Below are 22,556 nucleotides of genomic sequence, written 5' to 3'. Positions count from 1 at the left end.
TTATTCTTCGTCCGTTCTCGGAACGGGACGCCATGATTTCCTCCAGTCGATTTGTGCATTTGGTGAACGAGCAGCGAACGGCGTGGCTAGGGTATTGCCAGTACCGCCCGGAAAGGGGGGCGCTCGCGGCGCGGCGAAGGGGGACGGGAGCCGCCCGCCGTGGTCGGCGCGCCGGTCGGTGATGGGGATCGCGGGGGAGCGATGTCCGGGGGAAGGGGAACAGGGGGAGGCTCGTGGTCGATTACATGGAGGGTGTCTACAGAAGGCGCGCACCGGAGGCCGAGGAGGAGTCCGGCGCGCGACCGGCCAGGTCGGCGGCGGCGCGGCGGCGTGAGCAGGCGGATATCGCCCACGCCTGCGAACGTGTGTCCGTCGATCCCCGCTTCGTGAAACTACGAAGGAGATTCGCGTTCCAGGCCGGCGCCTTGGTCGTCGCCTTCCTCGGTAGTTACATGGCCTATCTGTTGTTGTCGGCGTACGCGCGCGATTTCATGAGCGTGCAGATCGCCGATTCCATCAATGTCGCCCTGCTCCTGGGAATAGGGCAGTTCCTGCTCACCTTCGTGCTCGCCTGGGCGTTCGGCCGTTTCTCCGCGCGTGCGATCGACCCCCTGGCCGCGCAGATCCGCGACCAGGCCGACGGGGGCGCCCGGTCGCCGCGGCCCGGCGTGGACGGTCCGGCGGTGTCCCGATGATCGTCGGATCGCTTTCGAGGGCGGGTGTGGACGGTGCCGTCACGGGGGACGGCATCGTCCACCTCCTCGCCGAACCCACCGCCCTGGACGGGCGGTTCGGTCCCGCGCACGCCTGGACCATCGGCCTGTGCGCGCTGTTCGTCCTGGTCACCCTGGCCATCACCATTCGGGCCCGGCACACCACCAAGGGCGCCGTCGACTTCTACGCGGGCGGGCGCGGGTTCTCCAGTACCCAGAACGGCCTCGCCCTGACCGGTGACTACCTGTCCGCCGCCTCGTTCCTGGGCATCGCCGGCATGATCGCCCTCCAGGGCTACGACGGGTTCCTGTACTCCATCGGCTTCCTGGTGGCCTGGCTGCTGGTGCTGCCCATGGCCCAGCTGATGCGCAACACCGGCCGGTTCACCATGGCCGACCTGCCGGCCTTCCGCATGCGCCGGATGCGGGTGCGCCTGGCCTGCACGATCTCCACGGTCACCGTGTGCGTGTTCTACCTGGTCGCCCAGATGGTCGGGGCGGGCGCCCTGGTCTCGGTCCTGCTGGGGCTGCACGACGGCGGCACCTTCCTGGGCATGAGCGCCTCCCAGGCCCGCACCGGCGCCATCGTGCTGGTGGGCGTGCTGATGATCGTCTACGTCATGTACGGCGGGATGAAGGCCGCCACCTGGTTGCAGATCATCAAGGCGATCGTGCTGCTCGCCGCCACCGGGATGCTCACCGTCCTGGTCCTGGCGATGTTCTCGTTCGATCCGCGGGCCCTGCTCGGGGCCGCGGCCGAGGCCAGCGGCCACGGGACGGCGTTCCTGGAGCCGGGACTGCGCTTCGGGGTGGAGGTGCCGGGGGAGCCCACCACCACCCTGTTCAACAAGCTCGACCTCATCAGCCTGGGCCTGGCGCTGGTGCTGGGCACGGTCGCCCTGCCGCACATCCTCATCCGCTTCTACACGGTGCCCGACGGGCGTTCGGCGCGCTCCTCGGTGAACCGCACCATCGTCATGGTCGGGGCCTTCTACCTGATGACGCTCGCCCTGGGCTTCGGCGCGGCCGCCCTGGTGGGCTCCGAACGCATCATGGCCCTGGACCCCTCCGGCAACAGCGCCGTGCCGATGCTCGCCGAGGAGCTGGGCCGGCTCACCGCCGGCCCGGTGGGCGCCGCCGTCCTGTTGGCGTTGATCTCGGCGGTGGCGCTGGCCACGATCCTGGCGGTCATCGCCAGCCTCACCCTGGCCTCGTCCTCCTCCATCGCCCACGACCTGTTCGGCCACATCCTCATGTGGGGCAGGCCGCGCGAGTCGCAGGAGATGGGGGTGGCCCGCTTCTCGGCCTGTCTCATCGGCGCGGTCGCCATCGTGCTGGCCGTACAGGCCCAGGAACAGAACGTGGCGTTCCTGGTGGGACTGGCCTTCGCCATCGCCGCCGCCGCGAACCTCCCGGTCATCGTGCTCACCATGTTCTGGCGCCGGTTCAACACCAAGGGCGTCGAGTGGGGCATCTACGGCGGGCTGTCGGCGACGCTCCTGCTCATGCTGTTCTCACCGGTGATGTCGGGCAAGACCGACCCGGTCACCGGAGAGAACCTGTCGGTGCTGCCGCCGTGGATCGATATCGGGTTCTTCCCCATGGAGAACCCGGCACTGGTCGCGGTGCCCCTCGGTTTCGCCTGCGCGGTGGTGGGCAGCCTGCTCTCCCCCGAGCGCAACAGCGCCCGGTTCACCGAGCTGCGGGTGCGCTCCCTCACCGGATGGGGTGCCGACCGGGACTGACGGGTGAGGGAGGGGCAGCGCCGGAGGAGTCCGTCGAGGACCCCGGCTCCGGGTGGGCGGTGCGGGCGGGTCAGGGGCGTCGGCGCTCCTCGGACATGACCCGGGCGAGGTCGGCCAGCAGATCGGGGACCTGTGGGGCGGCCTGGGCGGCCGTGTCCCAGTCCCGAGCGGCCTGCTCCAACCGGTCGGCCGTGGTCGGTTCCCCGGTGCCCTCCCGTCGGATGCGGGCGTCCTGGCGGCGGAAGGAGGCCCGTGTCGCCCACAGCGCCGCCGCCACGAACGGCCGGTAGAGCCCACGCCCACGCACGTCCAGGACGGCCTTCACCGACCAGCGACCCTCGGGCGTGCGCGTCGCGTCGATCCACCCCTCCACCCGGGCCATGGCGTGGGTGGCGCTCAGATGCACCGGCGGTACCGGGCCACCGTCGAGGGTGGCGTACCAGGCGTCGAGGTCGATGTGCAGTGCTCCGGAGGCCGACCGCAACCGGGCCCCGCGTCCGGGCAACCGGATCTCCAGGGACCAGTCCAGGGTGCCGGCGGCCCCGTCGTGGGCGACCGAACCCCAGGTCACCGCGGGTTCCCCGGTTCCGGTGCCGTCGGGCATGGCGTAGTCGATCGCCGCCCGCCCCCACGGGTCCCAGGAGGTGACGGCGACGCCGGTGCCGCTCCAGCCCTTGGTCTCGTCGTCTCCGGGTTCGACGGGGATCCCGTCGGGGGAGAGTTCGGCGACCAGGTAGCGGGTGCGCGGCTCCAGGTGCCGGCCGCTCCGCAACTGGAGCCCGAGCCGGGAGGCCTGGATCTCCAGCTCCTCGCGCCGTCCGGGCGAGGGGTCGCCCTCGCGCAGTTCCGTGATGGCCCGTTCCCGTTCGGCGATCCGCTTCTCGCGTTCTCGCACGTCGATCAGCCCCAGTTCCCCGGCGCGTTCGACGAGGAGGGAGAGTGCCTCCTCGTCGGGCGTGATCAGCCAGCCGCGGCCGTCGAACCGGCACGCGGCGGCCACCTCGTACAGGCCCGCGACGATCCGGTCCACCGTCTCCCGGTCCACGGGGGCGATGTCGAAGGTATGACTCAGACGGGTCACGGTGGCTCCGGTGTCGGCTCGGGTGCGCGGCGTGCACCAGCGTACGGGTTCCGGTGTCGGCCACGGGCGGCACAATGGCCCCCATGACCGTGTACGTGGTGTTGCTGCGAGGGATCAACGTCGGCCGGCACAAGCGGATCGCCATGGCCGATCTGCGGCGGCTGCTCGCCGGTCTGGGGTATCGGGACGTCGCCACCCACCTCCAGAGCGGTAACGCGGTGGTCACCTCGGGAGACGAGGGGCCCGCCGCGGTCGCCGCCGCGGTCGCCGAGGGGTTGCGCGACCGGTGCGGTCTCGACGTGCCGGTGGTGGTGCGCACCGCGGAGACGTTCGCCGCCGCCGTATCGGCCAATCCGCTGGAGGTCGTCGATCCCTCCCGGTTCCTCGTCCTGTTCTGTTCCGGGGCCCTGGACACCCACGCGCTCACCTCGTTGGACATGGGGCGGTACCCGGACGAACGCTTCGCGGTGACCGCGACCGAGGCCTACACCGTTCACGAGGAGGGGCTTCGCCAGGCCCGGCTTCCCGACGTGGTGGCCCGTCACACCGACGGCGTCGTCACCGGACGCAACTGGCGAACGGTCCTCAGGATCGCCGAGATGATCCGGTGAGCCCCTTGCCGAGATCCTTGTTCGAGAGAAAACATCCGTCCGAGAGAAGTCCACGGTGCACGACTCCGGGAAGGAACGGTGGTGTCCGTGCCGAGACGATGGACCGTGATCCTGCGCGATCTGGCCGACACGGCGCGTCCGATCCGGCCCGAGGACTGCCACGGTCTGCTCAACCGTTGGTGGCCCCAGCCCCCCGAAGAGCACGCTTCGGCCAAACGGTGGGCGATGAACGGGTGGCCGGCCCCGTTGGGTGATCGGCTGTACCACTGGACCCTCACCTGGTTGGACGACGCGGTGGCCCCGCCGGTGGATCCGGAGGGAACGGTGGGACGGATCCAGCGGATCGGCGACCACATCCTCGAACCCCTCTCGGTGACCCGCACCTTCGACCACGACTACGCGACGCTGCTGACCCGCGCGCGGGGCCCGGCCACGGTGCGGACGGCCGAACTGCGCAGCCGTACCCCCGTGGTCACCACGACCCGGGACACCACCGGTGAGCGGATCCCCCACGTGTGGCCGGGGCCGCGCCGGATCTTCGGCGCCGTGCACCGTTCCGGCGGCGGCATCGTCGGCGGCAGCGGGGCCGTGGGCGCGGTCGCCCGGTTCGCGCCGCCCGCGCTGTCCGGGCCGTGGCTGGAATCGGTGTTCGAGGGGCTGGATCTGGTGCGCCGGTCCCCCGTGCCCGACGAGGAGGTGCGGCTGGTCGAGCACCACCAGGCCGAAGGCCGGACCGTCCTGGGCTGGCGGGGGGCGTTGCGCCTGGAAGTGGTGGGCGGGGACCGGCGGCACGCCGAGGTCTTCACCACCCTGCTCGAACTGGTGGAGTTGTCGGGAATCGGCAAGTACACCGCTCAGGGCTTCGGGTCGGTGCTGGTCGACACGGTGACCTGGGAGCGGGCGGTCGTCGGCGAGGCCGTCCAACGGCCTCGCCGCGCCCCCCGGCGTCCGTCCGCGCTGTCCGGGCCGCCCGGGGGCGAGGCGCCCGTGCGGGCGGTGGCCGAACTAGAGGAGTTCGGGGGCGTGCTCTTCGACTGACCGTGAGGATGTGCGGTGGCCTCTCCGGCAGGTTTGACCCACCGACCGGCTGTCCTTTACGGGATTCGTCAGCCTGTTCGGGGAGCCACCGCACGCGACCGGACGGGCGACCGTGACCTCATGGGAGCATCCCGGAGGCCACCGACGTCCTCGTCCGGGGGGAAGGCGCGTCGGAGAGAGGGCACCGCGCCGAAGACGTTCGTCGAGATGGACGGACGACGGCTCCCACCCCGTGGACGGGGGTGGGAGCCGTCGTCGTTCCACCCGGGCCCGTCACCGGGTCGGGTACGGGCGCGCCTCACGGGCGCGGGGGAGGGGGCCGGACCGCCGGATGTCGAGGGGCGCGCCGGGGAGACGGCGCGGGGCCGGGCGGTCACGGTGCGCGTGCCACCACCGGGACGTGGGCGGTGCACGGAAGGAGGGGGTCGTCACCCTCCGGTGGTCCGGCGGGGTGGGGCCGGGGACCGGTGCGGAACGACTCCGGTGGGGGCGTTCCGGGGAGAACGGGGACCGTCGAGGTCGGTCGGGCCCGTTCGGGTCACGAGGGGCGGCGTTCGGCGGCGGCCCGCTCGCGCAGGGAGCGGGCCAGTCCGCGCAGGTGCGGGACCAGGTCCTGGGGGGTGGGCGGAGTCGGGTCGCGAGGGGCGGTCGGGGTGGTCGGGGCGTGATCGCGCGGGGCGGTCGTTCCGGATGTGTGCGCTGACACCGTGGGAACCTCCGTGTCGTGGGCGGTTCGTGCATGGAACTCTCTCGGACGGGCACGCGGAGTGACCGGTCGACCCCACCCGGGGTGGCCGGATGGGGACAACCCGTGGCCCCGAAGGTGCTTTGCGGGCGCCCGACTGGTAAGGGTGGTTCTTCGTGTCCGTCGGTGGGACACCACCGTCCGAGAGTGATGAACGGGTGCCCACCCTCACGGGACCACGCCCTGCCCCCGCCCGGACCCGCGATGAGGAGTCTCGACACGGTGACCTCCGTTCCCGAGCCGCACCGGTCGACCGTCGGTGCGCCCGCCTCGGCGACGCCCCCGGTGAGCGGGGTGCTGGTCGGCGTCGACCTGCGCGGCATCCAGGCCTACGTCTACAGCGGGCGTCGGATCCTGGACGCGGTGGGGCGGGCCGCGCTGGTCGCCGAGCTCACCGACACCTCCGACCCGGTACGGGGGATCGCCGACCTGGTGCCCGACACGTGCGTCGTGCTGCGCGACGCCGGTGGCGCGCTCACCGTGGTCCTGCCCGACGCCGCGGCGGCCCGGGACTTCACCGCCTGGTACACCCGGTCGCTGCGCGAGCGCGCCGGCGATCTCACCCCGGTGGTCGCCCACGTCCCCTACGGACCCACGGCCCCCGTCGCGGCGGGCCCGTGGGCCTACGACGTGGACGAGGCGCTGTCGGTGCTGCCGGACCGGTTGCGGCGGGCGCGCGGGTACATGTCCACGCTGCACGACCCCGCGCACGGGTACGGGATCACCGCGGTGTGCGCGGTGGGCGGTGGCCCGGCCGAGGTGATCGACCCCAGCCGGGCCCAGGACGACCGGCCCGGGGTCCCCGAACGGGTGAGCGCCGATGTGGCGAGGGCCCGGGGGATCGGCCGTCGGTGGCACCGTGCGCACAGCGCCGCCTGGGCGGCCGGCGCGGTGACGGCCACCGGGGCGCCGCGATTGACGCTGCCGATGGAGGTGGACCGGCTCGGCCGCGAACCCGGAGACGTCAGCCGCATCGCGGTCGTGCACATGGACGTCAACGGCCTCGGCGCGATCCTGGGCGAGTACCGCGACCGCGCGGGCGACCGCGCCGTGCCCGGTTCGGGGGCGCTGGCCCAGCGACGGTTGTCCACGCGCATCGCCGGACTGATCGAGGCGCTGGCGCGCGTCCTGGTACGCGCGGTGGCGGCGACGGTGCGCGTCGACCCGGGGCGGGCGCCGGTCATCCCGGGCGAGGGGGGCGCGCGTCCGATCACCCTCGACCACGAACCCTCCGGGACGGTCCGCCTGCCGGTGCGGCCGATCGTGGTGGCCGGGGACGATCTCACCGTTCTGTGCGACGCGCGACTGGCCTTGTCCCTGGTCCGATACGTCCTGGACTGGTTGGACGTGGACCCCGGACGGATCGGTGACCCGGACGACCCCAGGGCCGCCCTGCACCGGACGCTCGCCGACGCCCACGGCGATCGGCCGGGCGGAGGCCGGGTGGTGGCGCGCTCCGACGGTCGGTCCCACACCACGTTCGTGCCGACCGTGGGGGTGGGCATCGCCGTGCAGCCGGTGGGCGCGCCCCTGTCCTTGGGGCACGAATCGTGCGAGGCGATGTGCCGCACGGCCAAACGGCACCGGGTGGCCGCGATGGAGGGCGGCGCCCCCGACGAGCACACGGTGGCCTGGACGACCCGGGTGGACGGGGTCGACCGGCTGCTCGGCCGGTGGGAGGCGGCCCGACGCGGTCCGCTTCCGCGCACCGCCCTGCCGTTGACCGGCACCGGCTTCGCCGGTTTCCTGGACCGGTACCTGGCGGCGGACGCGCCGGGGAGCCTGACCGCCGATCGGGACTCCCGCCGTCGGGGCTGGCTGATCTCGGCACTGGTGCCGCTCCTGGAGTCGGGGGTCGACCCGGAACCGGAGATCGCCCGCCGGGCCCGGGTCACCGGGGCACCGGTGGACCTGCCCCGGGACTGGACGCCCGCGGGGTTGCTCGACGCCGTGGAGATGATGGACCTGTACCTTGACCCGGGGTTGTCCCGGGCGCTGGACCCCCGGCTCTCCGCCGCCCGACGCGCCCCGTCGAGAGGCGCGTCCCGGTGACCGCCCCCGATCGCGTCGTGGTGCGGTTGGCCTCGCCCGCCCTGTTCGTGGGCGCCAGCGCCGACGGTACGGGGGCCGACACCGACGTGGTCACCGACGACCACGGGGCGCCCTATCTGCCGCGGCACCGGTTGGCGGCGCGTCTGCGCGCGGGGGCGCACCGGGCCCTGGCCGTCTCCCCGGATCTGGTGGGGGTCGTGGACGAGGTGTTCGGGCGGAGCCGATCGCACGGCCGCGACCGGATGCTGCGGATGGGGCACGCCGTCGTGGGCGACGCGGTGCGCGCGGCGGTCTCCCGGGCGCTGGCGGGCCGGTCGGAGCGGGCGCGGGCCGTGCTGCGGCGCGCGGTCACCGACGCCCACACCGCGTTGGAGGCGGGGATCGAGGTGGGCCCGGACGGGGCCGCGGAGCCGGGCCGGTTGCGCACCCACCGGGTGCTGCTGCCGGACCTGGTCCTGACCTCGACGCTCACCTGGGCGGAGGAACCGGGCCCCGACCACTGGCGTCTGGTGGCCCGTGCCTGTCTGGCGACCACGCAGATCGGGCTCAAGGGGACCCGGGGGCGGGGACGGGTCGATGTGCGCCTGGCCGACTCCGAGGGCGCCGATCCCGACGCGCTCACCCTGCGGCTGGCCGTCCCACCCGGGGAGGGCCGCCGATGAGCGTCCCGGTGAGCGGCTACCTGCCGTTGCGGTACGTCCTGACCGACACGCTCGTCGTCCGCACCTCCTTCGACCCGCTGCGGATCGACTCCGAACACGTCATCGGCGGGCGGGCCCAGCGCGGGATGCTCGCCGCCGCGTTGCGGCGCGCGGGACTGCGACGGGAGGAACGGGAGTGGGTGGCCGACGGTGGCCGGATCCGGTTCGCCACCGCCCACCCGAGACTGGAGCCGGGGGCCGACCCCGACCTGCCCGGCCTCTCCCGCGCGCTGGTCGCCTATCCGCCGCCGGCCCACCTGTACACCCTGGGCAAGAACAGCGACACGATGGCGGACGTCTTCGGTGACGCCGATCCGACGGTCCCCTACCGGGCCGTGCGCGATCCGATCACCCTGGACCGGACGCTGCGGGCGCGGGTGCGCACCACCACCGAGCGTTATCTGGGGCGGGCGCGCATCGGCGACCCCGACCGCGGGATGCCGTTCTTCACCACGGCCCTGGACTCCGGGCAGGTCTTCGAGGCGCGATGGCAGCTGCTCGCCTCCGACCGGACCGCACTGTCGGAACTGGCGCGGCGGATCGCCGAGGTCCTGGCCGACGCCGAGGGCACCCTGACCCTCGGTTCGGGCGGCACCCGGGCCCACGGCGGCGTGCGGGTCGCCCCGGTGGACCCCGACGACCCCCTCCGCCCGGACCGGGCGGACCCGGTGGGGCCGCGCGCCTGGGCGGCGGGCCGCCCCTTCGACCTGCTGTTGTCGTCGGCGGCGCTGGTGGTGGGCGCACAGGGTCAGTACGCTCCCGGCGCCCTGGTCTCGGAGGTGCCGGCGCTACTGGACCGGTGGCTGCCCGGGGTCGGCGTCGAGGTCGTGGCGGCCCACGTGGAGTCCACGGTGATCGGCGCCTACCACCGGGGCTACCACGGTCCCATGGCCCAGCGTCGGGCGGCCGCGCCGGGCGCGGTGGTGCGGCTCCGCCTGGACCGCGACCTGCCCACCGAACTGGTCCGGGCGATCGAGGCCGACCCGTTGGGCGATCGCGTCATCGACGGCCACGGCCAGTTCGTACTGGTGGATCCGCCGCCGCCGGGCCCGCTGCCGCACGCCCCCGAGACGGTCCCCCTGGTGGGACGGCCCGCCGGCACGGTCGCCCTGACCGACGGGCGCACCGTCGCGGCGTGGACCTCGAAGGAATGGGACGATCCGGGGTTGGCCGCCCTGTACGACGAGCTGCTGTGGAACGCCGCCGCGGGCCCGGTGCGCGATCACGCCCGGTTCCTGGCCCGGCGGTCGGCCCGCAGGCTGGAGCCGCTCACCCCGAGCCTGGTGGGCCGGTTGCGGGAGGTGGTGACCCATCCCCACGATGACGCGGACGCCGCGTTGGAGGCGCTGGCGAACGTCGTGGACGGGGACCGCTCCCCGGGCGGCGCGCACAAGGGCCTGCACGATCGCGCGGTCCGGGCGTTGTCGCGGGCCCGTGTGGTGTCGCCGGGGAGCGCGCCGATCCCGGTGCGGGGGTGGTTGTCGGGGCTGTCCGGGGGTGCGGCCGCGGTCTCCTGGTGGGAGGCCAACCGCCCCCGGCCGGCGTACGGTCCCGCCTACGCCGAGGCGATCGCCGTCGTGGACCTGTCCGTGCCCGAGGGGTTGCCGTCGCGCGAGGATCCGTCCGGCCTGTCCGAGCGGGCCCTGGAGTGGGAGCGTCGCACCGCCGCTCGGCTGTGCCTGACCCTGGTCTCCTCCTGGTTGGCGGAGGTCGCCCGGGTGCTGCGCGCCCGGGACGTGCCGCACGGTGGTGGAGGGTGGCGGTGAGCGCGCGGGCGGACCGTCCCGGGGTGCTGTGGGAGATCACCGGGCGGTGGTGTCTGCTCTCCGACACCCACGTCGGTGCCGCGCAGGTCGTGCCCCGGCACGCCGCCCAGAGCGATGTGGACCTGCACCTCGACCGGGATCCGCGCACGGGGGCGCCCCGCCTGCGCGCCACCACCCTGGCCGGTCTGCTGCGGCACGGGCTCGCCGCCCGGGTGGGCGACCCGGCGCGGGTGAGCGAGCTGTTCGGGGCGGCGGAGGGCGACGGACGGGCGCCCCGGGCCAGCGCGGTGGAGATCGACGACGCGTTCGGCCGGCTGCCCGAGGGCGCCGGTGTGGCGGTGCGGACCGGGACCCGGGTGGATCCCGCCGCCGGGACGGTCCTGCCCGGCCTGCTGTGGCAGTGGGAGGTGCTGCCCGCGGGCACCGTTTTCGTCGTCCACCTGCGGTTGCGGGTGGCCGTTCCGGCCGATGAGGCCCGCCTGTTGACGCTCATGGCGCTGGCGGTCGAAGGGGTGGGGGGCGCGGGACCGGGCACGCGCGTGGGCGGTCGTACCGGGCGCGGGCACGGGTCGGTGCGCGCCACCCACTGGGCGGTCCGCCGCCTGGACCTGGGGGACGAGCACGACTGGTTCGCCCACCACGGGAGGTCGTGGGAGGAGCGGTGGCGGGCGGGGGAGGACGCCCTGGCCGAGGCGTCCGCCGACCTGTCGGTCGCGCTGGCCCGGGAGTTGCGCGCCAAGGACCGGGCCGGTACCGCCGCCCACCTCGCGGCCCGGGTCGCCGGGCCCGATCGTCGGCGCCGGGCCGAACTGCGCCTGGTCCTGGCGGTCGCCGAGCGGACCGACCCGTTGACGGCCCCCTCCGGTGACCTGCGGCCGGGGCTGCTGTCGATCGGGGACGCGCCCACCGGTGACCGGCTCGGTGAGGTGGACCGGGCCCACCGGGAGCGACCGGTGGTCGAGGACCCCGACAAGGGCGGGGTGCGCATCGCACCGGTACTCGGCGACACCGCACTGTTCGCCCTGGTCAAGAGGATCGCGGCGCGATCGGTCCGAGACGCGGCCGAGGCATTGGGCGACGCCGACCCGGGGCGACGTCAGGCCTGGTACGACCACTGGTGGGGGGCCGACACCGGGGCGCGGGAGGCCGTTCCGCGCCCTTCCCGGGTGCGGCTGCGGACCGTACCGGTGATCACCGGAGGCGCGGTGTTGACCGCCACCCGGATGACCGTGGACTCCCTGTTCGGCGACGCGGTGGACGGTCGCCTGTTCACCGACGACCTCCAGTGCGGGGGCGTCGCCGAGGTGGTCTTCGACATCGACGATCCCGACGACGCGATCCGCGGATTGTGCGCGCTGGTCGTTCGCGACCTGGCGACGGTCCCCTTCGACACCGTGGGGGCGGGCGCCGGCGTCGGCCACGGGCGGGTGAGCGCGGTCCGCGCGGAGCTGGTCACCATCACCGGTGACCGCGCGCCCGACCGGGTCGACCTGCTCGACGCGTCGTTCGCGCCGGACGGCGCGGACGCGGAGGTCGTCCGGGGGTGGGTGGCGGCCCTGCGCGCCCTGCTCTCCCCGGAGCCGGACCGCGAGGACGGCACATCACGAGGAAAGGGCGGTGGACCATGACCGATGTCCCCGAACCGCTGGGAGTGACCGTGCGCCGGCTGGACGCCGGGGAGATCGACGCCGTGCTGGACGAGGTCTTCGTTCGCGGTGTGCGCTCTCGTCTGCTCGACGCCGGTGTGGCGGGCGTCGCCGGTGACCCGGAGGTTCCCCAATGGATGCTGGCCGAGTTGGGGGACGGTCGCATCACCGGTGTCTGCCCGCGGGGGCGCTGGCACCGTTCGGACGGACCCGCCACCGCGGACCTGTCGGCGCGCCCGCCGGTCACGGCCGTGGACCGGGTGCGCGTTCTGGAGGTCCTGGTCTTCGCCCCCCACGCCCAGATCCGCATCGGCGAGGGCGCTCGGGCGGGGTGGATCAGCGGTGACGCCCCCGGCGAACTCCCCTCGTGGTCGCGCCCCCGGGACCGTTCCTTCCTGTTGCAGGGGTGGACGGGGCCCGAGCACGGCCGTTCCCCGGGCGAGGGGGTGCCGCTGTCGGTGACCGCCGAACCGTCCGGGGCGCTGGCGGTCCTCCCGGTCGTCTGGACCGGTTTCTCCGCGCGGGTGCGGCGCGAACGCGGCGGACGGGCGGTCGTGGAGGGCACGGGGAGCTGGCTGACCGTGCGCGAGTACTGGGCGCAGGATCCGGAGACGGGGGCCGTGGGGGTGGCCTTCCACCGGCTGACCGGGGTGGGTACCGGCCCCAAACCCACCGGGCCGGTGTTCGACCCGGGGACCGGCGACGAACCGTCCGAGACCGGGGGGCGAGGGCCGTGGTGAACCCCCGCGATGTGGCCTCCCGGCTCGGGGGCGGTCGGCCCCGGCCTCCGGGACGTGGCGGCCCGGTGCGCGCCACCGCGCCCTACGGCGCGGTCCGGATGGCCGACGAACCCCTGCCCGCGGCCGACCTGCACGGTGACCACGACACCGGCGACCTGCTGCGCAGCCACGACCGGACGGTGCCCGGCACCCGTTCGGGATGGATCGACCTGACGCTGACCACGCTCACGCCCACCTTCGTCGGCCGCACCCCGGGCCGGGGAGGGGTGAGCCGGTCCCTGCGTCTGCCCGACGGGGAGCACCCGCTGCCGGCGGTCCCGGGTTCGGGGCTGCGCGGGCTGGTGCGCAACACCCTGCGCATGCTCACCAGCGGTGAGACGGGGCCGGTCAACACGCCGATGTTGTTCTTCCGGGCCCCGGTTCGCATCGATCCGGCGGCCGCGGACAGTGCCCTGTCGGCGCGGGCGCGGTCGGTGATGGCCCTGCGGCACGCCCAGTACCGGGAACGCCGGACCGGGCTGCGCACCAAACAGGGGTTCCTGTTCCACGAACGGTCACGGGACCGCTGGTCCATCGTCGAGGTCCCCTCCACCCCGGTGGCGGGCGACCGGGGACGGGCGCTCAAGGTGCCCTTCACGGTGCTGCGGGAGAGCCTGAAACGGTGGGACTTCGGAGTGGACGACTTCCCGGATCCGCCTCGGGGCACCGCCTACGTGCCCACCTCGCACGAACAGCACGGACACGTGCAGTACCGCTGGGTGCACGCCGTGCACCTGCCGGGGGAGCGGCGGATCCACGCGGTGGCGCCGACGGAGGAGGAGGCCCGCGCGCACTTGGCCGAGCACACGTTCGGCCCCGGGGACCTGGGGCGGGGCGGGGTCGTCCAGGCCCTGGTGGTCCTGACCGGCACGGCCGCCGGGGAACGCCGCAACGCGTACCTCTTCCCCCGGCCGCCGGACCTGCGGACGGGACGGGCGCGTGTCCCCGATTCCCTGGTGGAGATGTTCGAGTCGGCCGAGCAGATCACCGGGTACCAGCGGGCCGCGTTCCCCGACGGGCTCGGAGTGGGGGAGGGCGATCCCGAACGCGAGGCGGTGGCCGGCGCCGGGGGCGGCGGACTGCCGCGCCGCGGGATGGAGCCGGTCTGGTTCGACGTGGACGCCCGGGGCACGGTGGTGTCCTTCGGCCGTTCGGGCGGTTACCGGATCGCGGTCAGCGACGAGGATCCGATCCGTCGGGCCGTCCCGGAGCGGCTCATGACGCCCCAGCACGGCGACGTCGACCGGGCCGAGCGCGCGGGTCGTCCGGTGGACGTGTGCCGGGCCCTGTTCGGGGACGTGGACACCTTCGCGGGGGAGGCGCCGGCCTCGAAGGGGCGGGTGTTCTTCGGCAACGCGCTGTGCGCCGACCCCGATCCGGACCATCCCGACGGGGCCGTGCTGCGGGTGCGGTTGCTCTCGCCCCAGCGCGGATGCTTCGCCAACTACCTGCTCCAAGGGCCGGACGCGGCCTCGGGGGACCGGCCGGACATCATCACCTGGTCCCACGAGGGGCGGGTGCGGCTCAACGGTTACAAGGTCTACCTGCACCGGCACCGGAACGATCTGGGGACGCCGGTGCGCTACGACGCCCGGGCGCAGGAGGACCTGGGGGTGACGGTGCTGGAGGCGGGGCGCGACCACGAACCGCCCCGGGACACCCAGCGCGACATCGTCCCGTTGCGGGACGGGGTGACCTTCCGGTCGCGGATCACCTTCACCAATCTCACGGACGGGGAGGTGGGGGCCCTGATGCGGGCCCTGCTGCTGGACAACCCGGTGGACGGCGGGGACCCGTCCGACCCCGAGTACGCGCACAAGATCGGCATGGGCAAGTCACTGGGGATGGGCAGCGTGTACCTGCGCCCGGAGCTGTACCTGGTGGACCGGCGGGTCCGGGCCCTGTCGGTGGACCCGGGGGCCGGGGTGGAGCGCGCCGACGAGGCCCGGGTCCGAGGGTTCCTGGACGTCTTCGACGCCGCCCTGGCCGCGCGCCGGTCCGCGGGGAGCGGTGAGGCGTCGCGGTGGCGCGAGGTGGATCAGGCGGTGGACGTGCTCCTTGCCGCGCGCTGGCGGCACCGACTGCCCTGGGAGGACACCGCGGTGATGTCGCTGCGCGAGTTCGCCGAGTACCCGATCCTGCCGTCGTTGGTCGACCGCTTCGCGGCGGCCGACCGCGTCAACCGGTGATGACCTCGGTCAGGGCGTCGATCAGGTCGGCGCGCAGGTCCAGGTCGTCCTGGGCGTTCGCCCACAGCGCGGGCACGCCCCGACCCTCCTCCAGGAGATCGCACAGCAGGGAGTCCAGGGTGCCCTGGGGATCGGCTTCGAGGGCGGACCGCTGTTCCCTGGCGCGTGCGGACAGCTCCAGGGCGGTCCGCTCCAGCCACATCTTCTCCTCCTCGCTGAGCACCTCCCGGCGCTCGGACTCGTCCTGGACCGGGTGCGCGGGGCCGTCCGGCACGGGGGCGTAGGGCGCGCTGCGGGCCCGGCCCCGGGCCTGCTGCACCAGGGCGAAGTGGGTGGGCATGTCCACCGCCATACGGCCCAGGACCCCGGTCAGCCTGCGGGCGACGTCCTCGCCGTCGAGGGTCGGCAGCAGGTCGCGCAGCAGCAGGCGGCGTCGCTGGTCGGGGGTGCGGCCGGGGTCGGCGTCGCGGCCGCAGGCCAGTTCGGCGAGTTTGCGCAGCAGGTAGTCGCCGGTGGCGGTGGAGACCATCGGGGCCTCCTTGGCCCCGCCCAGGCGACGCCCGTGCAGGTCGACGATGGGCACGGCACTGCCGTCCTCGGTGAAGGACACGTTCTCCCCGGGGGCGATGTCCTCGGGCAGGTCGGCGGCCGGATTGCCCCAGCCGGCGGTGAGCACCAGCATGGCCAAGGCCTCCTGTTCGACCACGTCGGTGGCCACGCGGGCGACGTCACGGCGCTGGGCCCAGCGCCGGGGGCGTTCGGAGAACGCGCAGCGCACCCGCCCGTCGGAGGAGGGGCGGGGGTACACGTGGCGCAGGTTCTTGTAGGAGCGGTCCCGGCGCACGTCGTCCAGGGCATCGCGCAGCCGGTGCGCGGCGGTGCGGTCGACTCCTCCCTCGCCGGGGACGGCGCGTCTCATGCGCACGGCGATGACGCCGTCGGGATCGCCGCCGTGCACCGGGCACGGGCAGTGCTCGGCGCACAGATCGACGTAGTCGCAGAACTGTTCGGCGTGGCCCGAGCAGCCCTGCGCGGTTCCGTCCGCGGAGCAGGGCCCGCACCCCAGGACACGCGTGAAGACGCGCAGGAAGGTGGCGGAGCCGAACAGCTCCCAGGCGGAGCAGTGGTGCGTGCTCACGAACTCTTCTCCCCGGGTGTTCCGGGGCCGGGTCGCTTCCCCAGCCCTCCGGAGAAGCGTGTGCGAGTACGTGAGACCTCAGGTGGCACTCCCGCGTCAACGGGAGACCGTATAACAAAATATGACTGATACGACCGGAATGTCAATTCTTTGCCTTGGTCCCCAAGGCATATCAATCCTTCTAGATAGCTATAAATCAGACATCAGTAACAGCAGTCCCTTCCCGCGCTCCGCCGTGTCGCGCCCGGACCGCGATCGCCCCTGTCCGAGAGACTGCGATGAGGGTTCCGGGGCAGGGGCGGACGCGGTCCCGGGGCCGCCGTCGAGCGAGAGGAACGGAGGTCGCCGGATGCCGGTTGTCAACCTGACGCCGCATGTGGTGACAGTCGTGGACGAGGACGCGAGGGTCATCCGCACCTGGCCCGGCGCGGCCGACCCCGCTCGGGTCGAAGCGGAGCGGGTGCCCATGGGCCACCTGGACGACGACAAGTGCCGGGGCCTGGTCCCCCTGATCGTCGAGCGGCGCACCAGGGCCAACCTTCCCGAGCCGAGGGAGGGGGTGTGGTTCATCGTCTCCTCCGTGGTCGGTTCCGCGCACCCCGAGCGCGACGACCTGCTCATACCCTCCGATCTGGTCAGGGACAAGAGGGGCGTGGTCACGGCGTGCCGATCGTTCGTGATCAGCGGACGGTCACCGAAGAAAGGGAAGGGGCGCGCCATGGAGATCGCGAAACGGACGTGAGTCGTTCGACCATCACCTTTCGCCACGGGATAGCTTTGTTCCTCGCGAAAAGAACAAATCCCCCCTGTGGAAAAGGACGCCGTGGACAGTCCCAGCGTCGCCGTCGTGCTGGTCGGCCTCAACCCCACCCCGGCACTGTTGTCCTCCCTCACCCTTCCTGCCGACCGGATCGTCCTGCTGTGCAGTGACGGGACCCGCTCTCTCGCCGAACGCGTGGCCGCGGCCCTGGAACGCCTCGCCCCCGACCGCACGGCGCGGGTCATGGGCGTGGGCCCCGACCCGCATGATCCGGTCGGTGTGAGCGCCGCGCTGGAACGGATCCACCGCGACCACGGGGTCGCCCCCCGCCACCTGGACTACACCGGTGGCACCAAGGTGATGAGCGTGGCCGCCGCCCTGCACCGCGCGCCGGTCACGGGGGCTCCGGGGCTCCGGTGCCATTACCTCGATCCCGCCTCCGACCTGCTGCGTCCCGTCGACGCGGCCGACCCGGCCCTGCCCATCGCCGACGGCGGGGTCGACCTCGGCGTGCTCGCCGACGTCCACGGCGCGCACTGGCTGGAGGACCGCGATCCCGCCCCCGTGCGCGCCGCCCTGCGCGGCGGTGCCCGGGCGCTGCGCGAGACCTTCCCCGGACTGCACCCCACGGAGGTGCGCGGGGTCGTCAACGAGGCGGAGGTCCTGCGCCACCTGCGGCGCATCACCCGTGGTCGGGGCGACATCGAGGTGCTGGGCCCGCGCCGGGTCGCCGACCCGCGGCATCCCGCCGATTCCATCGCGGACTTCGACGCCCTCGTTCGGATCCGGCACCGCGTGCTGTGCGTGGAGGTCAAGAGCGGTCCGGAGGAGGTGGTCGCCCGTGCCGGGTGGACCGTGGCCAAGGCCCGCCGCGTGTTCGGCAACGTCGCCAAGGTGCTGTTCGTGCACACCGGGCCCCCCGTCCCCGGGTTGCGCGAACGGATCTCCGACCACAGCCCCGCGCTGAGCTCCTCGAACGTGCAGGCGTGGAGCCTGAAGGACCTGCGCGAACGCCTGACCGACGCGGAGGCCCTGCGTCGGGCCTTCTTCCCGGGCCAGGCGGGACCGGGGAGCGGCCTCCACACGCGGACCGCGCCGCCTGCCGCACCCTTCCCACCCCCGACCGGACCCTCCGCGTCGCCCACCGCCTCCGCCGCGCCCCGGGCCGTCCCTTCCGCGCCCCCGGTCGCCCCCTGCGCGGCAGCGGCCGCGCCGATCTGCGCGGTCACCGCCACCGGGCCCGCCCCGATCCTGGTCACCGCCCTGGGCAGCAGTCGCCTGGGTCTGCTGTCGGCCGTCCACGCCCACCGGCCCGCTCGGGCGCTGCTGATCTCCTCCCGGCAGGGCGTGCGCTCGGGTGTGCGCGAGGCGGCGGCGCGCGCCCTGTACGCCGCCGAACACCCGGACGCCCCCCTGCCCGACACCGCCGGGCTGCGGGAGTCGGGCCACCGCGACCGGATCCGGTTCGCCGCCGACCCGGTGGACGGCTTCGACGCCGGGGCCGTCGCCGACGCGGCACGGGCCTGGATCGACGGAGTGCGCGCCGAGGACCCCGAGCGGCCGGTGGTCGTCGACGTCACCACCGGCACCAAGGCGATGAGCCTCGGACTGGCCCTGGCCGCCCGTCGATCGGGGGCGTGCATCGCCTGCCTCGTGGTGCGCGACCGTGCCGTGGTGTGCCTGGCCCACGGTGGGACCGCCGCGCAGGGGCGGGCGGTGGTGGACTGGGCCCTGGTCCTGGACGGTTACGCGCCCCTGGTCGGGCCCCTGTCCGACGTGGTGTGCCCTCAGGGCGCCGCGCAGATCGACGTCCCCCTGGTGGCGGCCGCCGCCGATCACCTGGCGCGCGCGGCGAGCGGCCCGGTCGGAGTGTGGGCGGACCGCTCGCTGGCGGACCCGGCGACGGCGTCGACGGCCCGGGAACGGTCCGCCGTGGTGCTCACCTTCGACGACCGGGCGGTCGGTCTGGTCGCCCCCTCCTGGCGGCGCCCCGGTCGTTCCGGCGTGGTGCGCGGGGTGAGCCGGGGCGCCTGGGCGCAGAGCGTCTCGGCCGCCACGGGCCACCTCAACCTGCGCTGTGACGTCGCGGGCAAGGTGATGGCCCTGTCCCGGCCGGGCGGGGACGTGGGGCGGGCCGGCGAGCTCGTCGCGTGGATCACCCACGACGAACCGGACGACGGCGGTGGAGGGGGCTGGGGGTTCGGCGACCCACAGCGCCCGGTGCTGGTCGTCGCCGACCCCGCAGCGCCGCCCGCCCTGTGGAACACCGACGTCAGCGTCCTGTGACCGGGAGCGGTGCCATGCCCCGACCCGGCACGGAACGACCGGGCGCGGAAACCGTGTCATCCCCGACCACAGGCCCGCCGACCGGCGAGGATGGGAGGCAGGGGACCGCCCGAGGCGCGGGCGGGGAACGGAGTCCGCGGTGATGCGGTCGGTACGGACCTGGTCGGCGGCGGTGGTGACGGCGGCCCTGCTGCTCGCCTGCCCGCCGTCCACCGGCCCCGATCCCGCCGTGGAGACGATCCCCCCGCGGTTCGCGGGACAGGACATCGCCTGGGGGCCCTGTCCCGTTCGCGGGGAGCCCGTGGAGTGCGGCACCGTCGCCGTCCCCCTCGACCACGACCGGCCCGACGGGGAGACCCTCGATCTGGCCCTCATCCGACTTCCGGCCACCGGCGCCCCGGAGGAACGGATCGGTTCCCTGGTGATCAACCCGGGCGGTCCGGGCGTCCCCGGCACCGGCCTGTTCCACGGGTCCGCGTTCTCCGAGGACGTCCGCTCCGTCTTCGACCTGGTCTCCTTCGATCCGCGCGGTGTCGGCGCCAGCGACGTTCTGTCCTGCGGTGACCTCTACGCCCTGGACGACGCGCGACAGGACATCGCCGACGTCCACCCCGATCACCTGACCCCGGTCCACCTGCAACCCCTGGACGACGCCGCCCGGCGTTACGCGGCCTCCTGCGCCGAGGCGGCCGGGGAGACGTTCCTGGCCGAGATCGGCACCGTCAACGTGGTGCGCGACCTGGAGATCGTCCGCGACGCCCTGGGCGACGGGACGCTGACCTACGTGGGCTACTCCTACGGCGCCCACATCGGCGCCCTGTACGCCCACACGTACCCCGCGAACACCCGGGCCATGGTGCTGGACGCCGCCGTGGACACCGACGGCTCCACCGTCGAGATCGCGCTCGACCAGGCCGTCGCGTTCCAGGGCGCCTGGGAGCGGTTCGTCGCGCACTGCGCCGCCACCGTCGAGGACTGCCCGTTCGCCGGGGAGACCGACCCCGACGCCCTGGCCCGCGAACTCCTGGACGCGCTCGACAGTGACCCCGCGTCGGTCGACGGGGTACCGGTCGACGGTCGGTTGTTGTTGCTCATGGCCACCAGCGCGCTGTACCGGGAGGAGACCTGGGATCCGCTGGCCGACGCGTTCGCCGCCCTGGAACGGGAGGAGGAGGGGGAACCGGAGAAGGGGCTGCGCGTCCTGTACGAGGAACTCTTCGGCGGTCACGTGGAGGAGGAGGGGGAGGAGCCGGTCGAACCCGGGCCGGGCGGCGACCACGGCGATCCACGTGCCGCCTACACGGCCGTCACCTGTGCCGATCACGCCTCGCCCGCCGGTATCGAGGGGTATCGGGACGTCGCCGCCGAGGCTGCCGACCGGTCCCCGCTCTTCGGCGCGGACTCCGTCTGGGAACACCTGCCCTGCGCCCACTGGGGGCGCGTCGAACGTCCGCCGACCGGGTTCACCGCCCCCGACGCCCCGCCGGTGGTGATCATCGGCACCGTGGGCGACCCGGTCACCCCCTACGCCTGGTCGCACGACCTCGCCGACCGCCTGGACCACGCGGTCCTGATCACCTACGAGGGCGGTGGACACACCCTGTACGGCTCGGGCCGGGTGCCGTGCGTCGAGGAACCCGTGGACCACTACCTGCTCACCGGAGAGCCGCCGCCGGACGGGTCGCGCTGCCCCCGGGTGTGACCCGGGAGTGGAGGAGACCCCGCCGTACGGTCGTTCCGCGCGACGAGGTCCCCGGCTTTCACGGACGGCGTCGCGGTGGCGGTACCGGAATCGGGTGTCGCCCGGGGACGAGGTCGCGCAGGACCAGGGCGCACAGCGTCGAGAGCCACGCCCACAGCACGACCGCCACCGTCCAGGCCACGGCTCCGGCGAGCGTGGGCACCGCCAACGCGAGGACCCCGCCGACCACGGCCACCAGGGCGCTCGCCCACGAGTACAGGACGAGGCCGCCCCGGCCGGTGGAACGCATCCACCCCGACCCGCCCAGGACCGCGCGGGTCAGGGCGATCGGCGCCGCCCACCCCAGGGCGGTGCGCACCGCCGCGTCGGCCATCGGCGTCGCCGCCTCGGTCGCGCCCGGCAGCGGCACGGACATCGGATCGATCACCCACACCCCGCTCAACAGCACGCACACCCCGTAGACCGCCACCGATACCGAGGTGGAGCGGGCCGAGGCCCGTCCGCGCAGAGCCCGCGCCAGCCCCACCGCGCCACCGATCGCCAGGGCTCCGCACGCCGACAGCACGAGCGCGCGGACCCACCCGGGGCCGGCGGCGACGAACGGGTTCATCACCGGGGTCGGGTCGCCCCAGGACTGTTGGGTCAGGGAGAGGAGCAGTTGCGCGGGGCCGGTCGACATGCCGCAGAGCAGCAGGGAACGGGTCGTGTCCGCCTGCCGTCGGGCCCCGGCCGCGCTCGCCGTGGCCGATCGCGGGTTCCGTGTGTTCGCACCCATGACGGTGTCGCCCCCATCGGGAGAGTGCTGTGGTGGGAGTCGTCGGGGAGAATCCTCGACCTCATCGACTGTGACCCCAGTCTCGCACCCGGCACCGACAATCCACGGTCCGTTCACGGGGATCCGAGCCGGTCGGAACGGGAAATCCGCAAAGGCCGCGCCGAGGGCCGGGCTCACCCGCGCGGGGGAGCCCGACCCGCCCCGTTCCCCGTACCGGGGGAGGACGGGGCCGGCCCGGCGGCGGGAGCATGGACACGGATAGGGACGTCACCGGGAGGAACGATGGCCATCGCGCACACGGACACCCCGCACCGCGGGCTCGGCACGGCGGCGGCGGGGGCGGCGATGCTGCTGGGGATCGCCCACGTCGTCGTCACCACGGCCTTGGCGCTCGTCGGCCGGGCCGAGTTCACCCCCGCCCACCTGGCGTGGGTGGTCGTCCCCGCGCTGATCTGCGGGGTGGGCCTCGCGCCCCTCGGCCTCATCCTGGGCCGTTCATCGCGCCCGGCGGCGATCTGGGTGGCGCTCTCCGGTGTGACCGCCGTGCTCACCTGGGGCCTGAGCGTCATCGGACTGCTGCCCGCCCTGGGCGCCGGATCCCCGGCCGACCTCTGGGGGCTCTTCGCCGGGCCGGGGCCCTACGCCCTGCCCGCGGCGGTGCTGTACACCGTGCTCACCCTGCGGGCGGCTCGGACTCGGCGTACGGTTCCGCGCGTGTGACACGCGATCGGCACCGGTCCCCCCGCGCGAAGGGCCGACGCCGGTCGCGCCCGGTTCGCGACCCAGCGCCCGGGGCCCCACGCGAAGGGCCGGCGACCCTTCGGTCACC

At 74.1% G+C, this 22,556-nt stretch carries 18 protein-coding genes; 14 read left to right on the top strand and 4 right to left on the bottom strand.

Translation table 11 applies throughout. From position 1 onward, the window contains the following. Positions 1–233 precede the first annotated feature (233 nt). Positions 234–695: a DUF485 domain-containing protein gene (locus tag PWG71_RS20290; protein WP_274811496.1), complete on the top strand. Its 462-nt coding sequence runs from the start codon at positions 234–236 to the stop codon at positions 693–695. Between the two features lie 26 nt (positions 696–721). Next, positions 722–2,458, top strand: a complete 1,737-nt coding sequence (locus PWG71_RS20285; RefSeq protein ID WP_446725064.1) for a solute symporter family protein — start codon at positions 722–724, stop codon at positions 2,456–2,458. A gap of 70 nt (positions 2,459–2,528) precedes the next feature. Here the strand turns inward: PWG71_RS20285 and PWG71_RS20280 are convergent, their stop codons facing one another. Continuing rightward, positions 2,529–3,539 carry a hypothetical protein gene (locus PWG71_RS20280; RefSeq protein ID WP_274811495.1) on the bottom strand — a complete coding sequence of 337 codons (1,011 nt, stop codon included), beginning with the start codon at positions 3,537–3,539 and terminating at the stop codon, positions 2,529–2,531. A gap of 83 nt (positions 3,540–3,622) precedes the next feature. Between PWG71_RS20280 and PWG71_RS20275 the strand changes: the two genes are divergently transcribed. Together PWG71_RS20275 and PWG71_RS20270 are read left to right on the top strand one after the other, a co-directional pair. Then, positions 3,623–4,150 (top strand): DUF1697 domain-containing protein, encoded by a 528-nt coding sequence (locus PWG71_RS20275; protein ID WP_342455995.1) that lies wholly within the window; start codon positions 3,623–3,625, stop codon positions 4,148–4,150. Positions 4,151–4,237: 87 nt separating this feature from the next. Further along, positions 4,238–5,188: a CRISPR system precrRNA processing endoribonuclease RAMP protein Cas6 gene (locus tag PWG71_RS20270; protein ID WP_446725063.1), complete on the top strand. Its 951-nt coding sequence runs from the start codon at positions 4,238–4,240 to the stop codon at positions 5,186–5,188. A 538-nt stretch (positions 5,189–5,726) separates the two neighbouring features. Here PWG71_RS20270 and PWG71_RS20265 read toward each other — a convergent pair. After that, positions 5,727–5,894 (bottom strand): hypothetical protein, encoded by a 168-nt coding sequence (locus PWG71_RS20265; RefSeq protein ID WP_274811492.1) that lies wholly within the window; start codon positions 5,892–5,894, stop codon positions 5,727–5,729. A 243-nt stretch (positions 5,895–6,137) separates the two neighbouring features. Between PWG71_RS20265 and PWG71_RS20260 the strand changes: the two genes are divergently transcribed. From PWG71_RS20260 to PWG71_RS20235, 6 genes are read left to right on the top strand one after another with little or no spacing between them, the layout of a single operon-like run. Then, positions 6,138–7,985 carry a hypothetical protein gene (locus tag PWG71_RS20260; RefSeq protein ID WP_274811491.1) on the top strand — a complete coding sequence of 616 codons (1,848 nt, stop codon included), beginning with the start codon at positions 6,138–6,140 and terminating at the stop codon, positions 7,983–7,985. Continuing rightward, positions 7,982–8,647: a hypothetical protein gene (locus tag PWG71_RS20255; protein WP_274811490.1), complete on the top strand. Its 666-nt coding sequence runs from the start codon at positions 7,982–7,984 to the stop codon at positions 8,645–8,647. The genes PWG71_RS20260 and PWG71_RS20255 overlap by 4 nt, the downstream gene beginning before the upstream one ends. Then, entirely contained in the window at positions 8,644–10,452 is a 1,809-nt protein-coding gene (locus PWG71_RS20250) for a hypothetical protein (protein WP_274811489.1), read from the top strand. The genes PWG71_RS20255 and PWG71_RS20250 overlap by 4 nt, the downstream gene beginning before the upstream one ends. After that, a complete protein-coding gene (locus PWG71_RS20245) occupies positions 10,449–12,080 on the top strand; it encodes an RAMP superfamily CRISPR-associated protein (protein ID WP_274811488.1) in 1,632 nt (543 codons plus the stop codon). The genes PWG71_RS20250 and PWG71_RS20245 overlap by 4 nt, the downstream gene beginning before the upstream one ends. Further along, entirely contained in the window at positions 12,077–12,838 is a 762-nt protein-coding gene (locus tag PWG71_RS20240) for a hypothetical protein (RefSeq protein ID WP_274811487.1), read from the top strand. Before PWG71_RS20245 ends, PWG71_RS20240 begins: the two co-directional genes overlap by 4 nt. After that, a complete protein-coding gene (locus PWG71_RS20235; protein WP_446725062.1) occupies positions 12,835–15,066 on the top strand; it encodes a TIGR03986 family type III CRISPR-associated RAMP protein in 2,232 nt (743 codons plus the stop codon). Before PWG71_RS20240 ends, PWG71_RS20235 begins: the two co-directional genes overlap by 4 nt. Here the strand turns inward: PWG71_RS20235 and PWG71_RS20230 are convergent. Then, positions 15,056–16,204, bottom strand: coding sequence for a hypothetical protein (locus PWG71_RS20230; protein WP_274811485.1), 1,149 nt, complete (start codon positions 16,202–16,204; stop codon positions 15,056–15,058). The two genes, PWG71_RS20235 and PWG71_RS20230, sit on opposite strands and share 11 nt — an antisense overlap. Before the next feature lie 349 nt (positions 16,205–16,553). On the opposite strand from PWG71_RS20230, the gene PWG71_RS20225 reads away from it, so the two are divergent. The 3 genes from PWG71_RS20225 to PWG71_RS20215 all read left to right on the top strand — a co-directional run bounded on the left by PWG71_RS20225 (position 16,554) and on the right by PWG71_RS20215 (position 20,952). Next, positions 16,554–16,946 (top strand): hypothetical protein, encoded by a 393-nt coding sequence (locus tag PWG71_RS20225; protein ID WP_274811484.1) that lies wholly within the window; start codon positions 16,554–16,556, stop codon positions 16,944–16,946. An 81-nt stretch (positions 16,947–17,027) separates the two neighbouring features. Then, entirely contained in the window at positions 17,028–19,250 is a 2,223-nt protein-coding gene (locus PWG71_RS20220; protein WP_274811483.1) for a CRISPR-associated protein, read from the top strand. Positions 19,251–19,392: 142 nt separating this feature from the next. Then, complete coding sequence (locus tag PWG71_RS20215) at positions 19,393–20,952, top strand: alpha/beta hydrolase (protein ID WP_274811482.1); 1,560 nt, start codon at positions 19,393–19,395, stop codon at positions 20,950–20,952. Between the two features lie 58 nt (positions 20,953–21,010). On the opposite strand, the gene PWG71_RS20210 is transcribed toward PWG71_RS20215, so the two are convergent. After that, positions 21,011–21,727 (bottom strand): hypothetical protein, encoded by a 717-nt coding sequence (locus tag PWG71_RS20210; RefSeq protein WP_274811481.1) that lies wholly within the window; start codon positions 21,725–21,727, stop codon positions 21,011–21,013. Between the two features lie 282 nt (positions 21,728–22,009). Here PWG71_RS20210 and PWG71_RS20205 point away from each other — a divergent pair, with 282 nt between their 5' ends. Beyond that, positions 22,010–22,447 carry a hypothetical protein gene (locus PWG71_RS20205; protein ID WP_274811480.1) on the top strand — a complete coding sequence of 146 codons (438 nt, stop codon included), beginning with the start codon at positions 22,010–22,012 and terminating at the stop codon, positions 22,445–22,447. Positions 22,448–22,556 lie beyond the last annotated feature (109 nt).

Origin of the sequence: Nocardiopsis sp. N85 (assembly GCF_028882275.1) — a bacterium.
Classification (GTDB): domain Bacteria; phylum Actinomycetota; class Actinomycetes; order Streptosporangiales; family Streptosporangiaceae; genus Nocardiopsis; species Nocardiopsis lambiniae.
This window is presented reverse-complemented; position numbering and strand designations above follow the sequence as displayed.